Origin of the sequence: Nocardia puris, from assembly GCF_003315035.1 — a bacterium.
Classification (GTDB): Bacteria; Actinomycetota; Actinomycetes; order Mycobacteriales; family Mycobacteriaceae; genus Nocardia; species Nocardia puris.
Genome location: NZ_QNRE01000002.1, coordinates 163,525 through 185,277, shown reverse-complemented (window position 1 = coordinate 185,277; position 21,753 = coordinate 163,525). Strand labels below are relative to the sequence as shown.

The window sequence follows — 21,753 nt, the reverse complement described above, 5'->3', positions numbered from 1 at the left end:
GGCCGGCGGCACCGGCGGTGGCCACCGAAGGCAGTGAAACTGCCGGTGGTCACGCAGGCCATCAGCCTGCTCGTCGCCGACCGCCAAGCCACGGCCGACACCATCGTCGCCGCGCCCGCGCCGCTGCAACCGATCGATCTCACCGACGACGCCGCGGTGGCCGAAGTGCTCGGCCTCGCCATCCGCGTCGGCGAGGTGGTGCTCGCCTCGGGCACCGGCGTGGTGGACACCGCCACCCAGGTCCGCTTCATCGCCGCCACCTACGGACTGGCCCGCTGCGACGTCGACGTCACCTACGACTCCATCCGCATCTGGGCCGACCGCGGCCCCCAGCTCCCCCCGGCCAGCACCATGCGGGTCGTGCACTACCGCTCGCTGGACTTCACCCGCCTGGCCGCCGTCGACCGGCTGACCCGCCGCATCCGCACCCAGGTGGTGCCGCCCGACGAAGCCCGCGCGGCCCTGGACGCCATCGTCACCGCGCCCCACCCCTACCCGAGGTGGTCGGCGACGTTCGGCTGGTCGCTGCTCGCCGCCGCCATCGCGGTGCTGCTCGGCGGCGGCGCGCTCGTCGCCGCGGTCAGCTTCGCCACCACCGCCGCCATCGATCGGGTGAACCGGCTGCTGAACCGCTTCGGCCTGCCGTTCTTCTTCCAGCACATGATGGGCGGCCTGATCGCGGTCACCCCCGCCATCGTGCTCACCGCGCTCGCCGAACCGCTGCAACTCGAGGTGGACTCCACCCTGATCGTCGCCGCGGGCATCACGGTGCTGCTCAGCGGTCTGCAACTGGTCGGATCGGTGCAGGACGCGATCACCGGCGCACCCATCACGGCGACCGCCCGCATGCTCGAGGTGGTGATGATGACGGGCGGTATCGTCGCGGGTATCGCGCTGGCGCTGCGCTTGGCGCAGGTGGCGGGACTGCCGGTGCCCTCGATCGAGATGACCTCCGGCCGCGACATCACCGATCTGCCCGTCAAGATCGCGGCGGGCGCGGTGGCGGCCGTGGCGTTCGCGCTCGCCTGCTACGCGGAGCGGCGCGCGCTGGCCGCCGCGGCGTTCGGCGGCGCGGCGGGCACCATCTGCTACTTCCTGGTGCAGCAGGCGGGCTTCGGGCCGGTCATCTCCTCGGGGGTCGCGGCCACCGCGATCGGCATGGCCGGCGGTCTGATGGCGCGGCGCGCGCTCACCCCGCCGCTGGTCGTCGCGGTCGCGGGCATCACGCCGCTGCTGCCCGGACTCGCGGTCTACCGCGGGCTGTACTCGTTGCTCGACGACGATCCGCTGCTCGGCCTGAACCAACTGCTCGGCGCCTTCGGCATCGGCTGCGCGCTGGCCGCGGGCGTCACCCTCGGCGAATGGTGCGACCGCACGCTGCGCCAACCCCAGATCCTCAGCCGCTTCGGCTCCCTGCGCCGCCCCATCATCGTGCGCCGACGCCGACGCCCAGGACCCCCGACCTCCCGTCCCAAACCCATGCGCTGAGCACGCCGGGCGGGCCTGTGCCGGGACCGGCGATGCGGGTTGCGGGGGCCGCTCCCCCGCGACCGCTCGGGCGGCGCACGCCCCCGGACCCACCCACCGAGCGCGGGCGTCCGGCACACTGGGACTGTCGTGGGAACACCGGTGCGCGAGAAGATCGAAAACGGTATCGTCGGACCGGTTGGTTAGGGTAGCCATACTTCGCGGGTCGCCGCAGAGGAACGAGGTGGAGAACCATGTCGGAGACGGTGCCGTTCTCGGCGCGCATCCAGTCCGCCACCGCACGTCAGCACGAGCAGGCCGAGAACTCGAGCTTCATCGGTGACATGCTGGGCGGCGCGCTGGGGATCGATTCCTACCACCGCTACACCGGCCAGTTGTGGTTCGTCTACCGCGCCCTGGAATCCCGCTGGGAGGAGCTGGCGGCCGATCCGGTGGCGGGTCCGTTCATCAAGCCCGAGCTGGCCAGGACCGCCGAACTGGAACGTGATCTCGCGGCGCTGCTCGGCACGAACTGGCGCGCGGAGGTCACGCCGCTGCCGGCCACCCGCACCTACGCCGAGCGCATCGAGGAGTGCGCCCGCGACTGGCCCGCGGGCTACGTGGCGCACCACTACACCCGCTACCTCGGCGACCTGTCGGGCGGCCAGGTCATCCGCGGCACCGCGGAGAAGCTGTGGGATCTGCCGCGCCGCGGCGACGGCGTGCGGTTCTACGTCTTCGACGGCATCGCCAACCCGGCGGCGTTCAAACGCGAATACCGGGCACTGCTCGACGATCTCAACGTCGACGAGCTCGAGCGCAGGCGGGTGCTGGAGGAGAGCCAGCGCGCCTTCGACTACAACACCGCGCTCTTCGCGGAGCTGGCGGCGGAGTTCCCGGCCCGCCGCCCGTCCTGAGCCGGTCAGTACGCGCCCTCGCCGCGGGCGACCGCGCCGAGGGTCTTGGCGATCAGCAGCAGATCCAGCACCATGGACCAGTTCTCCACGTAGGACAGGTCCAGGCGCACCGAATCCTCCGGTGACAGATCGGATCTGCCGCTGACCTGCCACAGTCCCGTGACGCCCGGTTTCACCAGCAACCGCCTGCGCGTCTCGCCGTCGTAGCAGTCCACCTCGCGCCGCACCTGCGGGCGCGGGCCGACCACGCTCATCTCCCCGCGCAGCACGTTGAGGAACTGCGGCAGCTCGTCCAGGCTGAATTTGCGGATCACGCGCCCGACCGGCGTCACCCGCGGATCGTCCTTCAGTTTGAAGAACACCGGATTCCCGCCGTCCGCCTCGATCAGCGCCGCCACCTCGCGATCGGCGTCGGCGTACATACTGCGGAACTTGATCATCCGGAACGGCAGCCCGCCGCGCCCGATCCGCTCGGAGAGGTAGAAGACCGGCCCGGGGCTGGTGAGTTTCACCGCCACGGCGATCGCGACGAGGACGGGCGCGATGGCGAGCAGCACGATCCCCGCGAAGCACAGGTCGAACACCGCCTTGCCGGTCGACTTGGCGCGGTCGTACTGGGGTTTGGCGATGTGCTGCATGGGCATTCCCGCCACCAGCCGATTGGTCAGACGGGTGCCCGCCACGTCGACCACGCCGGGCGCGACGATGAGTTCCACCCCGAGCGGGTCCAATTCCCAAGCCATGCGGCGCAATTCGGCCGGGCCGAGATGTTCGGTGGCCGTCACCGCGACGGTGTCGGCGCCGCTGCGGCGCACCGCGTCCAGAACCGTGCGATCGTCACCCACCACCGAGACCATCCGCCCCGACGCCTCGAAACCGCCGTGCGCACCGCGCGGAACGCACACACCCACCACGCGATACCCGGAATCCGGGTCCTGGGAGAACGCGTCCGCCATGGCCCGCGCCGCCTCGGGGACGCCGACCACCAGCACCGAGGTGAGGTATTCGGCGTACCCGCGCCTGCGACTCCTGGCGTGCACGCGCCAGCCCAGCCTGCTCAGCATCAACCCGAGCAGGCCGAGCGGGAACGCGATGGCCAGATACCCACGCGCCACATCGATCCGGAACAGCAGCGACACGATCGCCAGCGCGCCGAACAGGCGCAGCGTGGCCGCGACCAGCCGCCGGTACTCCTCGGTGCCGCTACCCACCACCTGGGGCGAGCGGGTGTGACAGACGGCGAGGAATCCCGCCCAGGTGAGGGCCAGCGACAGCGACACCGCCGTGTACCCCACGTCGTAGGGCAGATTCCACGCCAGCGGCGGCGCGACGGGTCCGCCGAAGCGGATCAGCTGCGCCAGCCCCACCGCCGCCGCGACCACGACCGAGTCGGTCACCACCAGCCTGCGAATGTAGGTGGCCTGCCAGCGTTCTCGCGCGGAGCGCGGCGCCGCGAGGCCGTCGCCACCGATCTCGTAGGTCATGGAACTCATACCTCCCCCTGGGAGTGATTCGTCGCCCCGATCCCCGTCGATCGGGCCCGCCGCCCCGCACCGGACCGCCGGCGGGATGCTCGCTCTGTCGACGGCCAACAGACGATTGTTACAGAACAAATTGCGTTTCGGGAATCGGATCGCAAGGCGCGCAAGGTATTCCGACAATTAGCTGAAGACTCGCGCACGGGGAATTCACCGCGGATATCTCGAACCCCGCCACGGGAATCTCACGAAGAACCCTCGACGGACGATTGCCACCAGGTGTCCGACCGGCATGCCGCACACGGCGTGTCACCGGTAGCGAGACGCGAACTCGGTCCTTTTCAGCCGATTCACCCACCGCCTGCGCGCCGGTGTGAGAAATGCCTCCCCGTGCGGATTTCCGCATTGATCGGCCGGCACTGTTCACGGTTCCCGCGTATTCCGATGCGTATTGGGAGAATTGAGTTCGGCGCGCCGAGAGGTTCGCATCCACGGATTCATCGCGCCGTCCGCGCGACCGGATCATTCCCCACCCACAAGCGCCCGGCGCGACGGCGGTCCCCCGAGGATGCCGACCTCGGCGGCGGGCGGTACCGGGTCGCGACGGACGACTGGCCGCACGCCCCACAGACCGCGACGCCGGGAGCACCGATACGCGAACCACGAGGGGCGCCCTGAACAGTCACAGTGATAGCTGAAGATTAGCGACGCCCGGTACCCGCACTCGAAGTAACTGGAAAAGCTTGTCACACATACCGTTTGACCTGGTGCGATGGGTGAGGATTCCCACACCGTCGCGGAGCCGCCCCCGCTTGCCCCGGCGACGCCGCACCCATTACTGTTCCCTATCAGTCAGGACGAAGGTGTTCCTACTTTCGGCCCGGCCGCAGTTCTGGGGGGCCGAATCGTCGATGCCCGCATTCACCGCCGCATGCCGGATCACATTGTGCGACAACAGGTTCGAGTGAACAGCAGGAGGAAACGATGGTCTCCTACATCGTGACGGGCGGAACCGGATTTCTCGGGCGGCGGGTGGTGCAGGGCCTGCTCGACGCCGACCCCGACGCCATCGTCCACGTGCTGGTCCGCCCCGCGTCGGCGGCGAAGTTCGCCGAGCTGGCCGAGAACTGGCACGGCGGCGAGCGCGCGTTCGCGCTGCCCGGCGACCTCACGGCCGAGCACCTCGGCCTGCGCCGCGAGGCGCCGCAGGCCGACCACATCGTGCACCTGGGCGCGGTCTACGACATGACCGCCGACGAGCACACCTCGCACGCCGCCAACGTCACCGGCACCAAGTCGGTGATCGCCCTGGCGCGCGAGCTGGGCGCGGTGCTGCACCACGTCTCCTCGGTCGCCGTCGCGGGCGACCACAAGGGCAAGTTCTTCGAGGAGGATTTCGACCTCGGCCAGAACCTCACCTCGCCCTACCATCGCACCAAGTTCACCGCCGAGAAGCTGGTCCGCGAGTCGCGTGACCTGCGCTGGCGGGTGTACCGGCCCGCGATCGTGGTCGGTGACTCGCGCACCGGCGAAATGGACAAGGTGGACGGCCCGTACTACTTCTTCCCCGCCATCGCGAAACTGGCGAGCCTGCCCGCGGAACTGCCGGTGCCGCTGCCCGACCTGGGCGCCACCAATATCGTGCCGGTCGACTTCGTCGCCGACGCCATGGTGGAGCTGGTGCGCAGGCCCGGCCTCGACGGACGCACCTTCCACCTGGTGAATCCGGAGCCGCAGCCCTTCGACGCCGTCTACGGCGCGCTGGCCGCCGCGGCCGGCGGACCCACCGGGATCGGCCCGGTGCCCGGCAGCGGCCGCGTCCTCGAGGGGCTCGCGCAGCTGCCCGGCGTGCCCGCGGTCCGCGATTTCCTGTTGGGGCAGGTGGGGATTCCGGCGGAGGTCGCGCCGCACACCTCGTTCGCCTCCGAGTTCGTCTCCGATTTCACCCAGGCGCAGCTGCGCCCGAGCGGCATCACGGTGCCGCCCTTCGAGTCCTACGCCGAACGGCTGTGGACCTTCTGGCGCGAGAACATGAACCCCGACCGCGACCGGCCCGTCGCGACCGGCGATCAGCTCGCCGGCCGCACGGTCCTGATCACCGGCGCGTCCTCGGGGATCGGCCTGGCCACCGCGCACGCCGTCGCCAAGCGGGGCGCGATCGTGCTGATGGTGGCGCGCCGCCGCGACGATCTGGCCGCCGCGGCGGAGTCGGTGCGCGCCGAAGGCGGTGTCGCGCATGTCTATCCGTGCGACATCACCGATCCGGCTGGCGTCGACGAGCTGGTGCGCACCGTGCTCGACGAGCACGGCCACGTCGACTACCTGGTGAACAACGCGGGCCGCTCGATCCGCCGCGCGGTGGTGAACTCCACCGACCGCATGCACGATTTCGAGCGCACCATGGCGGTCAACTACTTCGGCGCGGTCCGCCTCATCCTCGGCCTGCTGCCGTCGATGCGGGCCCGGCGCTTCGGCCACGTCGTGAACATCTCCTCGATCGCGGTGCAGACCAAGGTCCCCCGGTTCGCCGCGTACGTGGCGAGCAAGTCGGCGCTGGACAATTTCAGCGAGATCGCGGCGGTCGAGAATCGCGATGCGGGCATCACGTTCACCTCGGTGCGGATGCCGCTGGTGCGCACGCCGATGATCGCGCCCACCGACCTGTACCGGTCGCTGCCGGTGCCCGATCCCGACCGGGCCGCCGCCATCGTGGTGCGCGCGCTGGAGGATCGCCCGGACCGCATCGACACCCCGGTCGGCACATTCGCCCAGGCCGTGGAGTTGCTGTTCCCCTCGGTGAAGCGCACCATCCTGCACCAGGGGTTCCGGATGTTCGGGGAGTCCACCGCCGCCCAGGGCACCAAGGTTCCCGCGCAGGTGTCGCCGGGCGCGTCCGCGGACAGCCCGTCGCGCGGCCCGCTCACCCTCCTCGCGCCGGTGATCCTGCCGCTGATGGCGTTGCCCAACCCTGCGGCGCGGGTCGCCCGGGTGGTGCCGGGTCTCCAGTGGTGAGCCCCTGCTGAGCACAGACGGTGGGGCCGGATCGCGAAATCCGGCCCCACCGTTCGTCTTTCGACGGGTTCAGATCCGGCTCACCGCGAAGTGCGCGGCGGGCCGGATCGCCCATCCGTACAGGGTGTGCGCCCCGGTGTCGATTCCGCTACTGCACACGGGATCGCCTCCGGCACAGTAGTTCCCGGTGCGTTCCGCGTAGTGCCCCGGCACGCCCCACCCGGCGAGCCGCAGCGGATCACCGAACAACAGCACCGCCGCGATCCTCGGCGCCAAGGCAGGTGGCGCCGGATGGACACCGGGCACCGTCGTGACGAAACCCGTACCGAGTACGCCGTGCGTCACGACCGCACCCTGCGAATACCCCACCAGGAGGAAGCGCTGATGCGGGCAGCGCGCGGACTGCTCCACGAGATGCCGTGTCATATCGCGTGTTCCGTCGCTCAGCGAGGACGGCGCCAGCAGGTCGGCCGGGTAGCGCACCGCGTACGCCGACGCACCCGCGGGCAGCACCTGCCGCAAGGTGCCGAACAGTGGATCGCCGACGACGGCGCCCAGCCACCCGGGTTCCCCGGTGCCGCGCGCCACGACCACATCGACGGGAGCGCAGGCGTCCGCGGACGCCCTGGTACCCAGCCCTGTCGCCGCCCCGATCCCGACCACCAGCAAGAGCACCGCGAATACCCGTGCCAGTCGCCGGTTTCCGTGCAGAGTTCCCTTCCGATTCGCCATGTCGACCACCCACTCACGCCGTTGTGAGACTCACCGAGTGACGATTGTCACTGACAATTACTCGGTATCCGCGAGGGTACGAACGGCGGGGTATCGCGTCGAGCGATGCGATCCAACCGACACCGGTTCAGTGCACAATCGTTGTGCGCGTGGCCGATTCGCGCGAACAGGCGGCTGCGCCCGGCCGTGCGGCGACGCCGCGCGAGACGAGTCCCGCGCGGCGGCAACCTCATCCGGTGAGTACCCCGTCCACACCTCGGTTATCCACCCGGTGACGACGAATTCGGCGTGGCCGCAGCCACTCTCAGCATCCTTCCGGCAAATGCCTGCGGCAAGGACACGAGGGTGCCCCTGGCGCGAATGCTGTCGCCGGGCGCAGGCAGGTGCAGGGCGCGCGCAGCGCGCGGAGGAAGGTCCGGTGTCGATCACGGCTCATAGCGCACGGCGTCCACGTCCACCGGCGGCGCGGCGGTCGCGGGCGGGGCCGGGTCCGGTACGGCGACCGGCGAGCCGTACAGCGACGCGTCGACCGGAACCACCCCCGAATCCGGCGATACACCCTCGATCTCCACTTCCCGCCCGAACGCGTCGGTGATGCGCAGGGCGAACGGCCCCGCCCCGGCACCGGAGACGGTCCAGTAGTTGTCCATGCCCCGGTACAGTTCGCGCCAGTGGCCGTCGGAGCCGCGTAACGCCACCTGCCGCAGCGGATTTCCCGCCCCGGTCACGAGCACCGCGAACCACGCGGGCGACGAGTCCGGCTTCACCACCACGCTCAGCCGCGGCGCGGGCTCGGGGTCGCGCACCAGGTTGTAGCCGACCGTCGCGACGCCCTGCGCGCGATCGGCGATGCGGTCGAAGGCGGCGGCGCTCAGATCCACCTGTCCCGGAGCACATCCCGGGCAGCGGTCCGCCACCAGCACCCGCACCTCGCCGCGCGGCCCGTGCACATCCAGGTACGCGCCGCACAGATCGGCCTGCCCGTACTCGGTTCCCGACAGCCCGACGTACAGGCCGTCGGGCGGCAGATCACCGAACGAACACGCCACAGCCTGCGACGACGCGTAATACCTGGCCTCACCCGGCACCTGCGGCCCGGCGTGCGTCGGCCGCGCCGCCACACCGGATCCGCCGAACGGGAAGGTCTTCGTAGCTACCACCCGCTCGCCCTCCGGCGGCACAGACTCACAACCCGCCGCGCCCGGCCGGGCAACCCATACGCCGACCGCGACCGCGACCAGCGCGGCACCCACCGCCGACCACCAGAACCCACTCCGAAAACCGCGCTGCTCCATCGGTGTTCGATGCACCGCTGACTCAGACCTCCGACTCGCACCCCGCACACGGACTGTCCATCCCGACCGGTACAGCAAACCATCCCGCGGCGGCGGGCGGTAGTCGAACGAAAATTCTCCACCGGGCGCGTGTCGCGTGCTGGCAATTTCTCGGCAAACGCGAGGCGGGGTGCCGGGGACACGCCCGGACCGTCGGAAAAGCTCCGGTTCGGCCGCTACGACCCCACGCGCTCGAGCTCCGCGCCGATCTCCGGCAATCGGTGGTCCATGCGATCGCGTTTGGCACGCAGGTACCGGATGTTGTGTTCGGTCGGGGCCGTCCGCAGCGGCACGGCGCGCGTCACCGCGATCCCGTGCGCCTCGAGCCCGCCGCGCTTGGCCGGATTGTTGGTCAGCAGACGCACGGATCGGATGCCGAGATCGGCCAGCACCTCGGCGCCCGCCCCGTAGTCACGCGCGTCCACGGGCAGGCCGAGCGCCAGATTGGCCTCGACGGTGTCGGCGCCAAGGTCCTGTAACTCGTAGGCGCGCAACTTGTTCAGCAACCCGATGCCGCGCCCCTCCTGCCCGCGCAGGTAGACGACCACACCGCTGCCCTCGGCCGCCACGGCGCGCAGGGCGGCGTCCAGTTGGTCACCGCAGTCGCAGCGCAGCGACCCGAACGCGTCGCCGGTGAGGCATTCGGAATGCAGCCGCACCAAGGCGTCCTCCGGGCCGGGCTGTCCGAGCACGAGCGCCAGCGTTTCGACGCCGGTGGCCGCGTCGAGATAGCCGAGGGCGCGAAAATCCCCGTGCGCGGTGGGCATTCGCGTCTCGGCGACCCGCGCGAGCGTCCGCTCCGCGCGGCGGCGGTGCTCGATCAGATCGGCGATGGAGATGATCGGAAGACCGTGCGCGCGAGCGAATGCCAGCAGTTCGGGCAGGCGCGCGACCTCGCCGTCGTCGCGCACGACCTCCGCGATCACACCGGCGGGCGGGAGTCCGGCCAGCCGGGTGAGATCCACGGCCGCCTCGGTGTGTCCGGGCCTGCCCAGCACGCCGTCCGGGTGGGCGCGCAGCGGGAATACATGGCCCGGCCTGGTCAGATCGGCGGGTGTGGTGGCGGGGTCGGCCAGCGCGCGCAGGGTCCGGGCCCGATCGGCCGCCGAGATGCCCGTGGAGACGCCGCGCGCCGCGTCGACCGACACGGCGTAGGCGGTGCCCTTCGGGTCCTCGTTCACCGCCGTCATCGGCGGCAGCGCCAGCCGGTCCAGCGCCTCGCCCGGCATCGGCGCGCACAGCACGCCGCTGGTGTGCCGCACCAGGAACGCGATCGCGGCCGGGGTCGCCGCCGCGGCGGCCAGCACGAGATCGCCTTCGTTCTCGCGGTCCTCGTCGTCCACCACCACGACCATGCCGCCCGCCGCGATCGCGGCGACTGCCGCCGGGATCGGGTCCAAGGTCCGTTCGTGTGCCATGACCACACCTCCTATATGACTATTAGAAATAGATCTAGTAGTCATAGGAAGGCGGTGTCCCGCTCAGCGGGCCGCGCCGCGCGCCTTGCCCTTGGCCGCCCGCTTCGGCTTGCGCTGCGCGGTCAGCTTCTCCACGTCGGCCAGCAGTTCCCGGGCGAGATCGCGCTCGGCCTCGTAGTGCCGCACGCACCAGCGCAGCACCGCTCCGGGATAGGCCCACTGCGGATTCTCTTCCGCGCCTTCGGCATCCACCTCGGCGAAGTGGCGCATGCGTTCCACGTTGGCGATGTGCTCGGTGAGGATCTCGCGCAGGCGTTCGGGCTCGGCGAGGTGGCCGAGCCAGGCGCGCAGCATCACCGTGTGCTTGAGCACGGGCGGTTCCACCGGCGCGTGGTTGACCCAGTGCGCCACGGCGTCGCGGCCGGTCTCGGTGATGGCGTAGACCCGCTTGCCGCGCACGCCGTCGTCCTGGAGGACGGTGCGCGAGCGCGCGTAGCCGTGTTTCTCCAGCCGTTTGAGTTCGGCGTAGATCTGGCTGAACGACGGACTCCAGTAGAAGAACTGGAGGCTCCAGTCGGCCCACTTCTTCAGGTCGTAGCCGGACAACTCGTCGGCGTGCGAGAGCATCCCGAGCACGGCCCAGCTCGTGGCGGGCAACTCGGGGATCGCGCCCACCGCGTCACGCTTGGCTTCGGTCACCACCGGACTATATCGCTCAGGCATATGCCGGACGGTAACTTGCTGTCAACGCCAGCGCGCGTGGCGCGGGAACAGCGCACGGCCGGCTTCGTGCGAGACCTCGACGAGCACGCGGGCCAGGCGCGCGGTGTCCAGCGCCGGGCGTTCGGCGGTGACCCGCCCCGAGAGCGAGAGCGCCGCGATGGCCGCGCCCCGCCCGCGGATCGGCACGGCGACGCAGGAGACACCCGCCAGCGACTCCTCGTTGTCCACCGCGACACCCTGGCGGTTGCGCACCCGGTGCAGTTCGCGGTGCAGTTCGGCGCGGTCGCACACCGTGCGGGAGGTCAACTGGGGCAACCGATCCCGCAGCGACGCCTCCACGATGCTCGGCTCCAGCGTGGCCAGCAGCGCCTTGCCCAGCGCGGTGCTGTGCGCGGGCATCCGCCCGCCGAGGCGGGTCGGAATGGTGGCGGCCAGGCGCCCGCCCGCCTTGTCGAGATACAGCACCTCGCGCCCGTCCAGCACGCCGAGGTGGCCGACCATGCCGGTGCGCTGGCACAGATCGTGCAGCAGCGGGCTCACCACATCGCGAATCTCGTTGTGGTCGGCCACGAGTCCGCCCAGTTCGAGCGACCGCATACCCAGCCGGTACCCGCCGGGCGCGTGCGCGAGCCAGCGCAGGCGGATCATCTGGTCCAGGATGCGGTGCACCGTGGAGCGCGGCAGGCCGGTGCGCTCGGCCAGTCCGAGCAGGGTCAGGGTCGGCGTCGCGCCGTCGAAGGCGTCTAGGATCAGCGTCATCCGCTCGATCATCGACACCGGCGGCGGCGCCGTCCTGGCGGTCGCACGACCCGCTCCCGTCCACTCACCGGACTCGGGATGGGTCAACATCTCGACCGTCATGGGGCACCTCCATCATCTAGCGGGTCCAGCATAGAAGTATTTCGATTAGGAATGTGTGGTTTCGGCACACATTCCTGTGTCACCCATCACAGTGCCGTCCGCCCGGCCGGGGCGAATCCCGGAAACTACGGAGATCGGTACGGAACTCTCCCGGCAGCCGGAATCCGCGCTTGACAGCATCCGCGCGCCACCGCCTACCGTCATGGCGAAACGACATATTCCGAATCGAAATCTGGAGCACCATGACCGCCGCACCCGACTACAAGGCCGTCCTGGGCCGGTTCTGCACCGGTGTCACCGCGATCACCGCGCACAGCGACGGGCAACCGGTCGGCTTCGCCTGCCAGTCCTTCTCGGCGCTTTCGCTGGACCCGCCGGCCGTCGCGCTCTTCCCCGCCCGCACCTCCACCACCTGGCCGCGCATCCGGTCGGCCGGACAGTTCTGCGTCAACATCCTGGCCGACGACCAGCGCGAGGTGTGCCGCAGGCTCGGGCGCAGCGGCGCGGACAAGTTCGACGGCCTGGGCTGGCGGCCCTCGCCGAACGGCTCACCGCTGCTGGACGATTCGCTGGCCTGGATCGACTGCGTGCTCGAGCGCGAGGTGGACGGCGGCGATCACACCATCGCCATCGCGCGCGTCACCGGCCTCGCCGAACTGCGCGAGGCCGCTCCCCTGCTGTTCTACCGGTCCGCCTACGAGCGGCTGGCCGCCGTCTGACACCTCCCGATCAGTGGGACCGCGCCTACCGCGCGTCCCCGTGCGGACCGCAGCATCGAAAGGGTCCGGATCGGCATAGTCCTGAGCGAAACACCGTGGAGGAAGCGACATCATGAGCACGGCGAACACCGACGACCAGGTGCGCGTGATCGACACCGGCGCGCCCCCGGCCCGCTACGCGCGCGGCTGGCACTGCCTGGGACTGGCGCGCGAGTTCCGGGACGGCAAGCCGCACACGGTCGCCGTCTTCGGCACCGAACTGGTGGTGTTCGCCGCGTCGGACGGCGGCCTGCACGTGCTCGACGCCTACTGCCGGCACATGGGCGGCAACCTCGGCGACGGGACCGTGAAGGGCGACGCGCTGGCCTGCCCGTTCCACGACTGGCGCTGGAAGGGCAACGGACGCTGTTCCGGCATCCCGTACGCGCGGCGGGTGCCGCCGCTGGCGCGCACCCGCGCGTGGCCGACGCTGGAACGCAACGGGCAGCTGTTCGTGTGGCACGACCCCGAGGGCAATCCGCCGCCGGAGCACATCACCATTCCGGAGATCGAGGGCGCGGGCAGCGCGGGGTGGAGCGACTGGACGTGGAACCGCATCGTCATCGACGGCGCCAACTGCCGCGAGGTGATCGACAACGTGGTCGACATGGCGCATTTCTTCTACGTGCACTTCGCTTTTCCGACGTACTTCAAGAACGTCTTCGAGGGCCACGTCGCCAGCCAGTACATGACCTCGATCGGCCGCGCCGACGTACAGGGCGAGCTGGCCAAGGAGGCGGGCGGCGAGAACGTGCTGCACTCCGAGGCGCACTACTACGGCCCCTCTTACATGATCGACAACCTGGTCAACGAGTCCGGCGGGCAGCGCACCCGCGCGGTGCTGATCAACTGCCACTATCCCGTGACGCGCACGAAATTCGTCCTCCAGTACGGCGCGATCGTGGAGAAGTCGCCCGGTCTCACGCCCGAGGAGGCCGACGCGATGGCCCAGCGGTACGCGAGCAGCCTGGGGCGCGGGTTCGAGCAGGATGTGGCCATCTGGCGGCGCAAGACCCGCATCGACAATCCGCTGCTGTGCGAGGAGGACGGGCCGGTCTACCAGCTGCGCCGCTGGTACGAGCAGTTCTACCGCGATGTGGCCGAGGTGGACGAGAAGATGACGGCCCGTTTCGAATTCGAGGTCGACACCTCGCGCGCCGTCACCGCGTGGGAGGCCGAGGTGGCCGAGAACCTGGCCGCGCGGGCCGCGGGGGCGTGAGCGCGCCGTGGCCGCCGTCGACTGCCTGCGCTGCGGAAACCGCGTCGCCGTCGTGAAATTCAGCCCCGCGCACACCAGCGTGCAGTGGAGCGCCGCCGCCGCACGCTCGTGCGCCGAACTCGGTGACGGGCCGTCGCCGGGGTGCGCGGCGCTGCGGCGCAGCATCGACGGCGCGGTGACGGCGGGGGCGCTGGGGTTGAGTATGCGGGAGCAGGATCTGCTGTGAACGAGCGCGAGGAGCGAAACCGGCGCCGCCGCACCGTACAAAGGCCGCATCCCGGCGAGGAGCGGGTATGAGTCTGTCGCTGCGCATCGTGGAGGTCGTGCCCGAGACCGCCGACGCCGTGTCGATCCGGTTCGAACCGGTGTCGGGCGAGCTGCCGCCGTACCGCGCCGGGCAATTCCTGACGTTGCGTCTGCCGTGTGCGGAAGGCGCGGTGGCCCGGTCGTATTCGCTGTCCAGCGCGCCGCACGAGGGAGGTCCGTGGCAGGTCACCGTGAAGCGGGTGGCGGGCGGGCGCGGTTCGAACTGGTTGTGCGACAACGCCGCCGAGGGTCTGGTACTGGAGTCGCTGCCGCCGGGTGGCGTGTTCACGCCCGAATCCGATGCCGAGGATCTGCTGTTGCTGGCGGCGGGGAGCGGGATCACGCCGGTGCTGTCGATCCTGAAGTCCGTGCTGGCCAACGGAACCGGGCGCTGCGCCCTGGTGTACGCCAACCGCGACGAACGGTCCGTGATCTTCGCGCGGGAGCTAGCCGCGCTCACGCAGGCCCACGCCGACCGGTTCACGGTGGTGCACTGGCTGGAGTCCGGGCAAGGACTGCCGACACCCGAGCGGTTGACCGCGCTGATGGCGCCGTGGTCGCGGCGGCCCGTGTTCGTCTGCGGCCCAGAACCTTTCATGGACGCGGTCGGGGTGGCCGCCGGCGCCCTCGGCATCGAGCGCGTGTGTTCCGAACGGTTCGTCTCGATGTCGGCGGATCCGTTCGCCGCGCTGTCCACGTCGGCCGACTCCGCCGCCGCTTCCGTCGAGATCGACGGCATCACACACGAATTCGCCTGGCCGCGCGAGCGCGTCCTGCTCGACGCCCTGCTCGCGCGCGGCGTCGACGCGCCCTACTCGTGCCGGGAGGGCGCGTGCAGCGCCTGTGTGTGCCGGGTGCGCGACGGTGAGGTGAAGCTGCTGCGCAACGACGTCCTCGAACAGGAGGACCTGGCCGACGGCTACGTGCTGGCCTGCCAGGCGGTTCCGGTCACCGACACGGTCCGGATCAGCTACGACTAGGAGAAACAATCCATGGGTGTGATCAGTTCACTCGGCTACGTGCGGGTCTCGGTGCGCGAGGCGGCGGCGTGGCGGGAGTTCGCGTTCGACGTGCTCGGCTTCGCCGACGGCGGCGGCACCGACACCCTCCGGCTGCGGATGGACGAGCGCAGCGCGCGGCTGGAACTCGTCCCCGGCGCGACCGACAGCGTGCTCGCCGTCGGGTGGGAAGTGCGGGACGGGCGGGCCCTGTGGGAGGCGCGAAACGCCCTGCGCGACGCCGGTATCGAGGTGAAGACGCTGTCGGTCGCCGAGACCGACGCGCTGCGCGTGGAGGAGGCGCTCGCGTTCACCGATCCGGCGGGCACGCCGGTGGAGATCTTCCACGGGCCGGTGCTCGACCATAGTCCCGTCGTCCCCAAGTACGGCAGCCGTTTCGTCACCGGGGGTCTCGGGCTGGGCCACGTGGTGCTTCCGGTGCCCGACCTGGACGAGGCGTTCCGCTTCTACACCGACGTGCTGGGTTTCCTGCCGCGCGGGGCGTTCCGGCTCCCCGCGCCGCCGGAGGCCGGGCCGATGCGGCTGCGCTTCCTCGGTGTCAACCCGCGCCACCACAGCCTCGCCCTCATCCCGGCCGGCGGGGCGGACGGGCCCGGTCTCGTGCACGTGATGGTGGAGGTGGACTCCCTCGACGATGTGGGCCGCGCGCTGGACCGCGTCACCGCCGCCGGCTACCACCTGTCCTCCACGCTCGGCCGCCACACCAACGACAAGATGGTCTCCTTCTACGTCCGCACCCCCGGCGGCTGGGATCTGGAGTACGGCACCGACGGCCTGCTGGTTGACGAAACCGCTTACACCGCAGAGGAAATCACCGCCGACAGCTATTGGGGGCACGCTTGGGCCCGGTGACCGGCCCCGATCACCCCGACACCCGCAGGGCGTCGTATAACCACCGATGCGCGGGTCCCGCGGTCTCGACCATCCCCGCCTCGGCGGTCAACGCCCAGTACCGGTCGAAACACGGGTCGTCGTGGGCCGAGGCGGCGAGCAATCGCCCGCGCAACGCGGGGAGGTCGGGGACGCCCCTCGCCGCGGCGTGCGCCGCGACGAACCGGTCCAGCTCCGCGCCGGGCCGCGGCGCGACGCCGGCGGCCACCAGCGGCAGCACCTCGCCGTAGCAGGGCCAGCCGATCCCCTGCCCGGCCGGGCCACCGCACCGTCGAGCAGCGCGCACCGCCATTCCAGTGCGCCGATCTCGCGTTCGATCTCGTGCCGCCGCCCGGCGAGGGCCCTCCACCCAACTGGAGTTTCTACGGCGACCGGGCGCCCGGTCGCGCTGGACTTCGTCGACGGTCCCGGGGTGGCGTCGCTGCGCGGCCGGTTCGACTGAACAAACTGGAACACGTTCTTGTCCGGACCGGTGGGCTGTGGGAGGGTGGACCCGTGGATCTCGCGGCCGTAGAAGCCATCCGGCAGCTGAAGTACCGGTACTTCCGGACTTTGGACCTCAAGGCGTGGACCGAGTTCGCGGACACGCTCACCGAGGACGCGATCGGGCGATACGGGACCCGGGCCCTCGGCGAGCCGCTCGTCCTCGACGGGCGCGCGGCCATCACCGCATTCCTACGCGAGAACCTCGGCCCCGACGTGATCACCGTTCATATCGCGAACCATCCCGAGATCACCGTCGACGGCGACACCGCCACCGGGTCCTGGGCCTTCGAGGACACCGTCCTCGCGACCGCCTATGGCGTGGAGATCCGCGGGGCGGGCTACTACACCGACCGCTACCGGCGCGAGGACGACGGCGTGTGGCGGATCGCCGAGACCGGGTACCGGCGAATTTATGAGGCCAGCCGCTCGCTCGCCGACACCCCGAGCCACCGGCTCCTGTCGAACATGTGGGCCGCTACCGACTGATCGGGCCCGCGCGACTCCCCCGTATCACCGTGCCCCGCATCGCAATCCGGGCGAAGTTACTCACGCGACAGCTTGCGAGCGCGACGAGAACACGCAATAGTCCCTTCGACACCCGACACGAAAGGTCACACGATGCCGATCCGGTTCCGTGGATTGCCGTCGCGCGCGTTCGCGCTCACCGCGGCCGCCCTGGCGCTGCTCGCGCCGACCGCCGCGGCCGACGAGGGGAACCCGCGCGCGTACGTGCCCGTCGCGGGCGACGGCTCCGTCGTGGTGGTCGACACCGTCTCCGACCGGATCGTGGGGCGCGTCGAGGGCGTCGGCCCGCACACGGCGTCGGTGGCCGCCGCCCGCGACGGGCGGCACGTGTACGTGCAGGCGTTCAACCCGCCGTTCCTCGGCGCCGACGACGTCGCGGTGGTCGACACCGCCACCGGCGAGGTCAGCGCCCGCGTGCCGATCTCCGGCACCGACGGCTTCACCGCTCCCCTCGCCGACCCGGTCCGCGACCTCGTGTACGTGGTGACCGCGTACCCGGCGATCGACGTGATCGACACGACCACCCACACGCTGGTGCGCTCGATGCCGCTGCCCGGTCTGCCGCTGGCCGCCGAGATCGCGCCCGACGGCAGCCGTCTCTACGCGGTGTTCGCCGACAGCACCGCCGCCGTCTTCGATCCGGAGACGGGATTCCAACTGGGCGAACGCATTCAGATCGACGGCTCCGCGCCGTCGGGCGCCGCCGTGTCCCCCGACGGCGGCACGCTCTACGTGATGAACGCGATCGGCGACAACGTGTCGGTGATCGACACCGCGTCCTGGTCCCGGGTCGGCGCCATCATGCTGCCTTCCGGTAGCGCGCCGGTGTCGGGCGCGTTCAGCCCGGGCGGCGACCGCCTGCTGGTCGCGACGCCCGGCGCGGACGCGGTGCAGATCATCGATGTCGCCGCCGGCGCGGTGACCGGTTCGGTGCCGGTCGACGCGCCCGTGTCGGTGGGCTTCACCGCCGACGGCGCCAAGATGTACGTCGGCAGCCTCGGCCCGCAGGCCGCGCCGCTGCTGCTGCCCGCCGCCGGTTTCGAGGTCACCTCCGTGCTGCAACCGATCCTGCGTGCGGCGGGCGCACCGGGCGCGCTGGTGCCGTTCGACGCGTCCGACCTGACGCCTGCGGGCGCGCCCATCGCCACCGGCGCGGGCCCGGGCGGGAGCGTGTTCACCGGCTGAGTGCGGTACGGCCCGGCCTCTCCCGGTAGTCGGCCAGAGGGTCGTGACTGACGAACCGTCGCCAGGCGAGCCCAGGGTTGTCCCGGCGACGACAGCGTGGCCGGCGGCGATCCGGACCGCGGGATCCCCGGACGATTCCGGGCAGGGCCTAATCTCGACGGTGACCAGACCACCGAGGAGGCCGGGTGCCCGCACACTCCCTGATCGGCAGGGATCATCCGGCGGCGCTGCTGCGGGAGCGGTTGCGCCGCACGGTGTCCAGCCACGGCGGCGTGACGCTGGTGTCGGGTGAGGCGGGCATCGGCAAGACCGCGCTCGTCACCGAGGTGGTCGGCGAATTCCCCGCCTCCGACGCGCTCGTGCTCACCGCGACCGCCTGGTCCGGCGACGGCACGCCAGGACTGTGGCCGTGGGTCCAGATCCTGCGCGGGCTGCGGCGGGCGGGCTGGGCGCAGGTGGACGCCGCGCTCGCGCACCTGATCGGCGAGACCCACGCTCCGACGCCGCCCGCCACCCCGCTGTTCCGCCTCGGTGATGCGGTCACCGAGGCGCTGCTGGCGGCCTGCGCCGAGCGCGCGGTGTTCGTGGTGATCGACGATCTGCACGCCGCCGACGCGGCCTCCCTCGCACTGCTCGCGTTCGTCGCCCGGCACTCCTGGTTCGAGCGGATCGCGGTGGTCGCCACGGTGCGCGCCGCCGAGATCGACCGTCCGGATCACCCGTCGCACACCGCCTTCGCCGATATCGCGGCCACCGCGCACACGATCGAACTCGGCGGACTGGACCCCAGCGACACCGCCGCCCTCATCGCCGCGCTGACCGGCCAGGCGCCGCCGGAGCGGATCGCCGCCACCGCGCACGCCCTCACCGGCGGCAACCCGTTCCTGGTCGACCAGGTGGCGCGGCTGTGGCAGACCGGCAATCCCATCGACACCCTCACTCCCGGCGTGCGGCACACCCTCGAGGCCCGTCTGGCCCCGCTCGCGCCCGCCACCGTCGAGGTGCTCACCACCGCGGCCCTGCTCGGACGCTCCTTCGCGGTGCCCGCGCTCGCGGCCACGACCGACGCGGCCGGCCGGGTCGACTCGAGCCTCGACACGTCGGGCGTGGTCGGTGCGGCCGCGAGCGGCGCGGCAGTGGTCGGTGCGGGAGCGAACGGTGCCGCCGCGTCCGACGCGGAGGTGGACGGCGCGCTCGCCGAAGCCGTCCGCGCCCGTCTGATCGTCGCGGAGCGCGACGGCCGCTACCGATTCGCCCACGACTTGATCCGCGAAACCTTGGGCGCACGAGCCGGTTCCGCCGGCTCGAGCGCCCGTCACGCCGCCATCCTGACCGCGCTCGAACGTCTCCCCCGCGCGGTGTCCGGCGCGACCGCGGCCGACCTCGCCCACCACGCCGACCTGGCCGGCGACGCCGTCGATCCCGAGCGCACGGTGCGCCTGCTGCTCGACGCCGCCGCCGATGCCTGCGGACGCCTCGCCGCGGCGGAAGTGGCCGGCCACTACGGCCGCGCGCTGGCGCTGCTCCCACCCGAGCGAACGGCGCTGCGCGACACCGTGATTCTCGGTATGGCGGCCGCCCAGCAGGACGCGGGAGAGCTCGGCGCCGCTCGCCGCACTTTTCATGCCGCGCTCGACGACGCGCGGGCACGCGGCGCCGCCGAGTTGTTCGCCCGCGCCGCGCTCGGCCTGCACGAACTCGGCATGCCGGACCCGGAGCGCGAGGGCCGCCGCGAAATCGCGCTGATGGACACGGCTTCCGGCATGCTGCGCGCCGAACGGCCGCCCGCCGACGCCTTGGCGGTGCGGGTGCGCGCGGCGGGTCTGCGGGTGCGCGTCCACACCGGATTGCCCTTCGACCGCACCGAGATCGAGCGCGACAGCGCCGAAACCCTCGCTCTGGCACGCGAATCCGAGGACCCGACCGCGTTGACGGCCGCGCTGTTGGCCCGCCACGATGCGGTGTGGCGGCCGGGCACGGCGCGCGAACGTCTCGCGCTGGCCGGTGAACTAGCCGTCGCCGACCCGCTCGACCGCGACGACACCGCCGTCCAGGCCGCACTGCTGCGCGCCACCGCGCTGCTCGAACTCGGCGATCCGCGCGCCCACGCCGAGCTGACCGCACTGGCCGCGCGCGCCGACCGTTCCGCGCAACCGCGCCATCGGTTCGTCGCGCGTTCCCGCACCGGGGCGCTGGCTATGCTGTGCGGCCGTTTCACCAACGCGCGCACCGACATCGACGAGGCCTACGCGCTCGGCGAGCGGCTGGGCGAGGTGGACCGGATCCCGCTGTGGCTCGAACAGCGGTGGGCGCTGGCACTGTTCACGGAGAACCTGTCCGACGCGGACGGCTTCCTGGCGCGCTACCGCGAACTCGCGGGCGACTACACGACGGTGCCCGAGGTGATCACCGCCGCGAACCACGGCGACATCGCGGGGGTCACGGCCCGGCTGGACGCGGTCGAGGCGATGTACACGCGGTATCCGGCACACTTCCACGCGGGCATCCTCGTCGCGCAGGCGCACGCGGCCGTGGTCGTGGCCGACGAGGGGTTACGAGAGACCTTGCGCGCCAGGTTGTTTCCGCTGCGGGAGTACTGGGCGGTGGTCGCGGGCGGCGGTGTGGTCTACGGCCCGTACGCCTATTGGCTGGGCCGGGTGTGCCAGGCGTCGGGCGATCCGGACGGCGCCGTCGAGCACTTCACGGCGGCCGCCGAGGCGGCGCACCGGCTGCGCGCCGACCCGTGGCGGAGCGCCGCCCGCCATCGGCTCCGGTTGCTGGCCCACCGACCCGGCCATTCCCTTGCCGCGCGGGAACCGCAGCTGGACAACGAGTTCCGCTTCGACGGCTCGGTCTGGGTGCTGCGGTTCGCCGGGCACACGGCGCACCTGTCCGACGCCAAAGGGCTGCGCGACCTGCACACCCTGCTCGGCCATCCGGGGCACGACATCTCGTCGCTGGAGCTGTTCGGCGCGCCCGACGCCGGGGTCGTGCGCGCGGCGACGAAGCTGGGCGCCGATCCGCTCCTCGACGACACCGCCAAGACCGCCTACCGGCACCGCCTGGACACCCTCGACGCGGAGATCGAACGCGCCCTCGCCCGCGGCGACGACGAGCGCGCGTCCCGCCTGGACGGCGAACGCGCCGCGCTGCTCGAGCAGTTGCGGGTCGCGGCGGGGCTGGGCGGGCGGACCCGCCGCCTCGGGGACGACGCCGAACGCGCCCGCAAAACGGTGTCCTCCCGCGTCCGCGACAGTCTGCGCCGGGTCGCGCGGGTCCACCCGGAACTGGCCGAGCACCTGCGCGCCGGCGTGGCGCTGGGCACGGTGTGCCGCTACGAGCCCGCGCGCGACGTGGCTTGGCGGCTCTGAATCGTCTCGCGCCGCTGGTTCCGATCCAGCGCCTTGTGAGTGACAGCGAAA

The 21,753-nt window shown here is 71.4% G+C and carries 18 protein-coding genes; 11 read left to right on the top strand and 7 right to left on the bottom strand.

Annotated features, from left to right (window positions below; all coding sequences use genetic code 11):
- Window positions 1-39: 39 nt before the first annotated feature.
- Together DFR74_RS06430 and DFR74_RS06425 are read left to right on the top strand one after the other, a co-directional pair.
- Window positions 40-1,488 carry a threonine/serine exporter family protein gene (locus DFR74_RS06430; protein ID WP_067502597.1) on the top strand — a complete coding sequence of 483 codons (1,449 nt, stop codon included), beginning with the start codon at window positions 40-42 and terminating at the stop codon, window positions 1,486-1,488.
- A 233-nt stretch (window positions 1,489-1,721) separates the two neighbouring features.
- A complete protein-coding gene (locus DFR74_RS06425) occupies window positions 1,722-2,384 on the top strand; it encodes a biliverdin-producing heme oxygenase (RefSeq protein WP_067502418.1) in 663 nt (220 codons plus the stop codon).
- A gap of 5 nt (window positions 2,385-2,389) precedes the next feature.
- Here the strand turns inward: DFR74_RS06425 and DFR74_RS06420 are convergent, their stop codons facing one another.
- The gene (locus DFR74_RS06420) at window positions 2,390-3,868 is read right to left on the bottom strand and encodes a sugar transferase (protein ID WP_067502599.1); all 1,479 of its coding nucleotides are present in this window, start codon (window positions 3,866-3,868) and stop codon (window positions 2,390-2,392) included.
- Between the two features lie 978 nt (window positions 3,869-4,846).
- On the opposite strand from DFR74_RS06420, the gene DFR74_RS06415 reads away from it, so the two are divergent.
- Window positions 4,847-6,874 carry an SDR family oxidoreductase gene (locus DFR74_RS06415; RefSeq protein ID WP_067502421.1) on the top strand — a complete coding sequence of 676 codons (2,028 nt, stop codon included), beginning with the start codon at window positions 4,847-4,849 and terminating at the stop codon, window positions 6,872-6,874.
- A 69-nt stretch (window positions 6,875-6,943) separates the two neighbouring features.
- On the opposite strand, the gene DFR74_RS06410 is transcribed toward DFR74_RS06415, so the two are convergent.
- The 5 genes from DFR74_RS06410 to DFR74_RS06390 all read right to left on the bottom strand — a co-directional run bounded on the left by DFR74_RS06410 (window position 6,944) and on the right by DFR74_RS06390 (window position 11,942).
- Window positions 6,944-7,606, bottom strand: coding sequence for a cutinase family protein (locus DFR74_RS06410; protein ID WP_113975032.1), 663 nt, complete (start codon window positions 7,604-7,606; stop codon window positions 6,944-6,946).
- A gap of 425 nt (window positions 7,607-8,031) precedes the next feature.
- On the bottom strand, window positions 8,032-8,859 hold the full coding sequence (locus tag DFR74_RS06405) for an expansin EXLX1 family cellulose-binding protein (RefSeq protein WP_170160712.1): 828 nt from the start codon (window positions 8,857-8,859) through the stop codon (window positions 8,032-8,034).
- Between the two features lie 257 nt (window positions 8,860-9,116).
- Window positions 9,117-10,358, bottom strand: coding sequence for a bifunctional 3,4-dihydroxy-2-butanone-4-phosphate synthase/GTP cyclohydrolase II (locus DFR74_RS06400; protein WP_067502426.1), 1,242 nt, complete (start codon window positions 10,356-10,358; stop codon window positions 9,117-9,119).
- A 63-nt stretch (window positions 10,359-10,421) separates the two neighbouring features.
- Window positions 10,422-11,081 carry a PadR family transcriptional regulator gene (locus DFR74_RS06395; protein WP_067502429.1) on the bottom strand — a complete coding sequence of 220 codons (660 nt, stop codon included), beginning with the start codon at window positions 11,079-11,081 and terminating at the stop codon, window positions 10,422-10,424.
- A 21-nt stretch (window positions 11,082-11,102) separates the two neighbouring features.
- The gene (locus DFR74_RS06390; protein WP_067502431.1) at window positions 11,103-11,942 is read right to left on the bottom strand and encodes an IclR family transcriptional regulator; all 840 of its coding nucleotides are present in this window, start codon (window positions 11,940-11,942) and stop codon (window positions 11,103-11,105) included.
- 242 nt (window positions 11,943-12,184) lie between these two features.
- On the opposite strand from DFR74_RS06390, the gene DFR74_RS06385 reads away from it, so the two are divergent.
- From DFR74_RS06385 to DFR74_RS06365, 5 genes are all read left to right on the top strand, one after another.
- A complete protein-coding gene (locus DFR74_RS06385; protein WP_067502433.1) occupies window positions 12,185-12,661 on the top strand; it encodes a flavin reductase family protein in 477 nt (158 codons plus the stop codon).
- A gap of 112 nt (window positions 12,662-12,773) precedes the next feature.
- Window positions 12,774-13,919 (top strand): Rieske 2Fe-2S domain-containing protein, encoded by a 1,146-nt coding sequence (locus DFR74_RS06380; protein ID WP_067502434.1) that lies wholly within the window; start codon window positions 12,774-12,776, stop codon window positions 13,917-13,919.
- A gap of 7 nt (window positions 13,920-13,926) precedes the next feature.
- Window positions 13,927-14,145, top strand: a complete 219-nt coding sequence (locus tag DFR74_RS06375) for a hypothetical protein (protein WP_067502436.1) — start codon at window positions 13,927-13,929, stop codon at window positions 14,143-14,145.
- Window positions 14,146-14,212: 67 nt separating this feature from the next.
- Window positions 14,213-15,205 (top strand): ferredoxin--NADP reductase, encoded by a 993-nt coding sequence (locus DFR74_RS06370; RefSeq protein ID WP_067502439.1) that lies wholly within the window; start codon window positions 14,213-14,215, stop codon window positions 15,203-15,205.
- Between the two features lie 12 nt (window positions 15,206-15,217).
- The gene (locus tag DFR74_RS06365) at window positions 15,218-16,096 is read left to right on the top strand and encodes a VOC family protein (RefSeq protein ID WP_067502442.1); all 879 of its coding nucleotides are present in this window, start codon (window positions 15,218-15,220) and stop codon (window positions 16,094-16,096) included.
- A 10-nt stretch (window positions 16,097-16,106) separates the two neighbouring features.
- Here DFR74_RS06365 and DFR74_RS06360 read toward each other — a convergent pair whose 3' ends face one another.
- Complete coding sequence (locus DFR74_RS06360; protein WP_147265751.1) at window positions 16,107-16,421, bottom strand: hypothetical protein; 315 nt, start codon at window positions 16,419-16,421, stop codon at window positions 16,107-16,109.
- Window positions 16,422-16,630: 209 nt separating this feature from the next.
- Here DFR74_RS06360 and DFR74_RS06355 point away from each other — a divergent pair, with 209 nt between their 5' ends.
- The 3 genes from DFR74_RS06355 (at window position 16,631) to DFR74_RS06345 (ending at window position 21,702) form a co-directional block, all read left to right on the top strand.
- Window positions 16,631-17,107, top strand: a complete 477-nt coding sequence (locus DFR74_RS06355; protein ID WP_067502446.1) for a nuclear transport factor 2 family protein — start codon at window positions 16,631-16,633, stop codon at window positions 17,105-17,107.
- A 132-nt stretch (window positions 17,108-17,239) separates the two neighbouring features.
- Complete coding sequence (locus tag DFR74_RS06350) at window positions 17,240-18,331, top strand: YncE family protein (protein ID WP_067502448.1); 1,092 nt, start codon at window positions 17,240-17,242, stop codon at window positions 18,329-18,331.
- A gap of 185 nt (window positions 18,332-18,516) precedes the next feature.
- Entirely contained in the window at window positions 18,517-21,702 is a 3,186-nt protein-coding gene (locus DFR74_RS06345) for an ATP-binding protein (RefSeq protein ID WP_067502450.1), read from the top strand.
- Window positions 21,703-21,753 lie beyond the last annotated feature (51 nt).

Bases quoted from the DNA above. Each gene is read 5' to 3' on its own strand.
- DFR74_RS06425 (WP_067502418.1), top strand. From the start codon at position 1,722: ATGTCGGAGACGGTGCCGTTCTCGGCGCGCATCCAGTCCGCCACCGCA.
- DFR74_RS06420 (WP_067502599.1), bottom strand. From the start codon at position 3,868: ATGACCTACGAGATCGGTGGCGACGGCCTCGCGGCGCCGCGCTCCGCG.
- DFR74_RS06415 (WP_067502421.1), top strand. From the start codon at position 4,847: ATGGTCTCCTACATCGTGACGGGCGGAACCGGATTTCTCGGGCGGCGG.
- DFR74_RS06410 (WP_113975032.1), bottom strand. From the start codon at position 7,606: ATGGCGAATCGGAAGGGAACTCTGCACGGAAACCGGCGACTGGCACGG.
- DFR74_RS06400 (WP_067502426.1), bottom strand. From the start codon at position 10,358: ATGGCACACGAACGGACCTTGGACCCGATCCCGGCGGCAGTCGCCGCG.
- DFR74_RS06395 (WP_067502429.1), bottom strand. From the start codon at position 11,081: ATGCCTGAGCGATATAGTCCGGTGGTGACCGAAGCCAAGCGTGACGCG.
- DFR74_RS06390 (WP_067502431.1), bottom strand. From the start codon at position 11,942: ATGACGGTCGAGATGTTGACCCATCCCGAGTCCGGTGAGTGGACGGGA.
- DFR74_RS06385 (WP_067502433.1), top strand. From the start codon at position 12,185: ATGACCGCCGCACCCGACTACAAGGCCGTCCTGGGCCGGTTCTGCACC.
- DFR74_RS06380 (WP_067502434.1), top strand. From the start codon at position 12,774: ATGAGCACGGCGAACACCGACGACCAGGTGCGCGTGATCGACACCGGC.
- DFR74_RS06370 (WP_067502439.1), top strand. From the start codon at position 14,213: ATGAGTCTGTCGCTGCGCATCGTGGAGGTCGTGCCCGAGACCGCCGAC.
- DFR74_RS06365 (WP_067502442.1), top strand. From the start codon at position 15,218: ATGGGTGTGATCAGTTCACTCGGCTACGTGCGGGTCTCGGTGCGCGAG.
- DFR74_RS06350 (WP_067502448.1), top strand. From the start codon at position 17,240: ATGCCGATCCGGTTCCGTGGATTGCCGTCGCGCGCGTTCGCGCTCACC.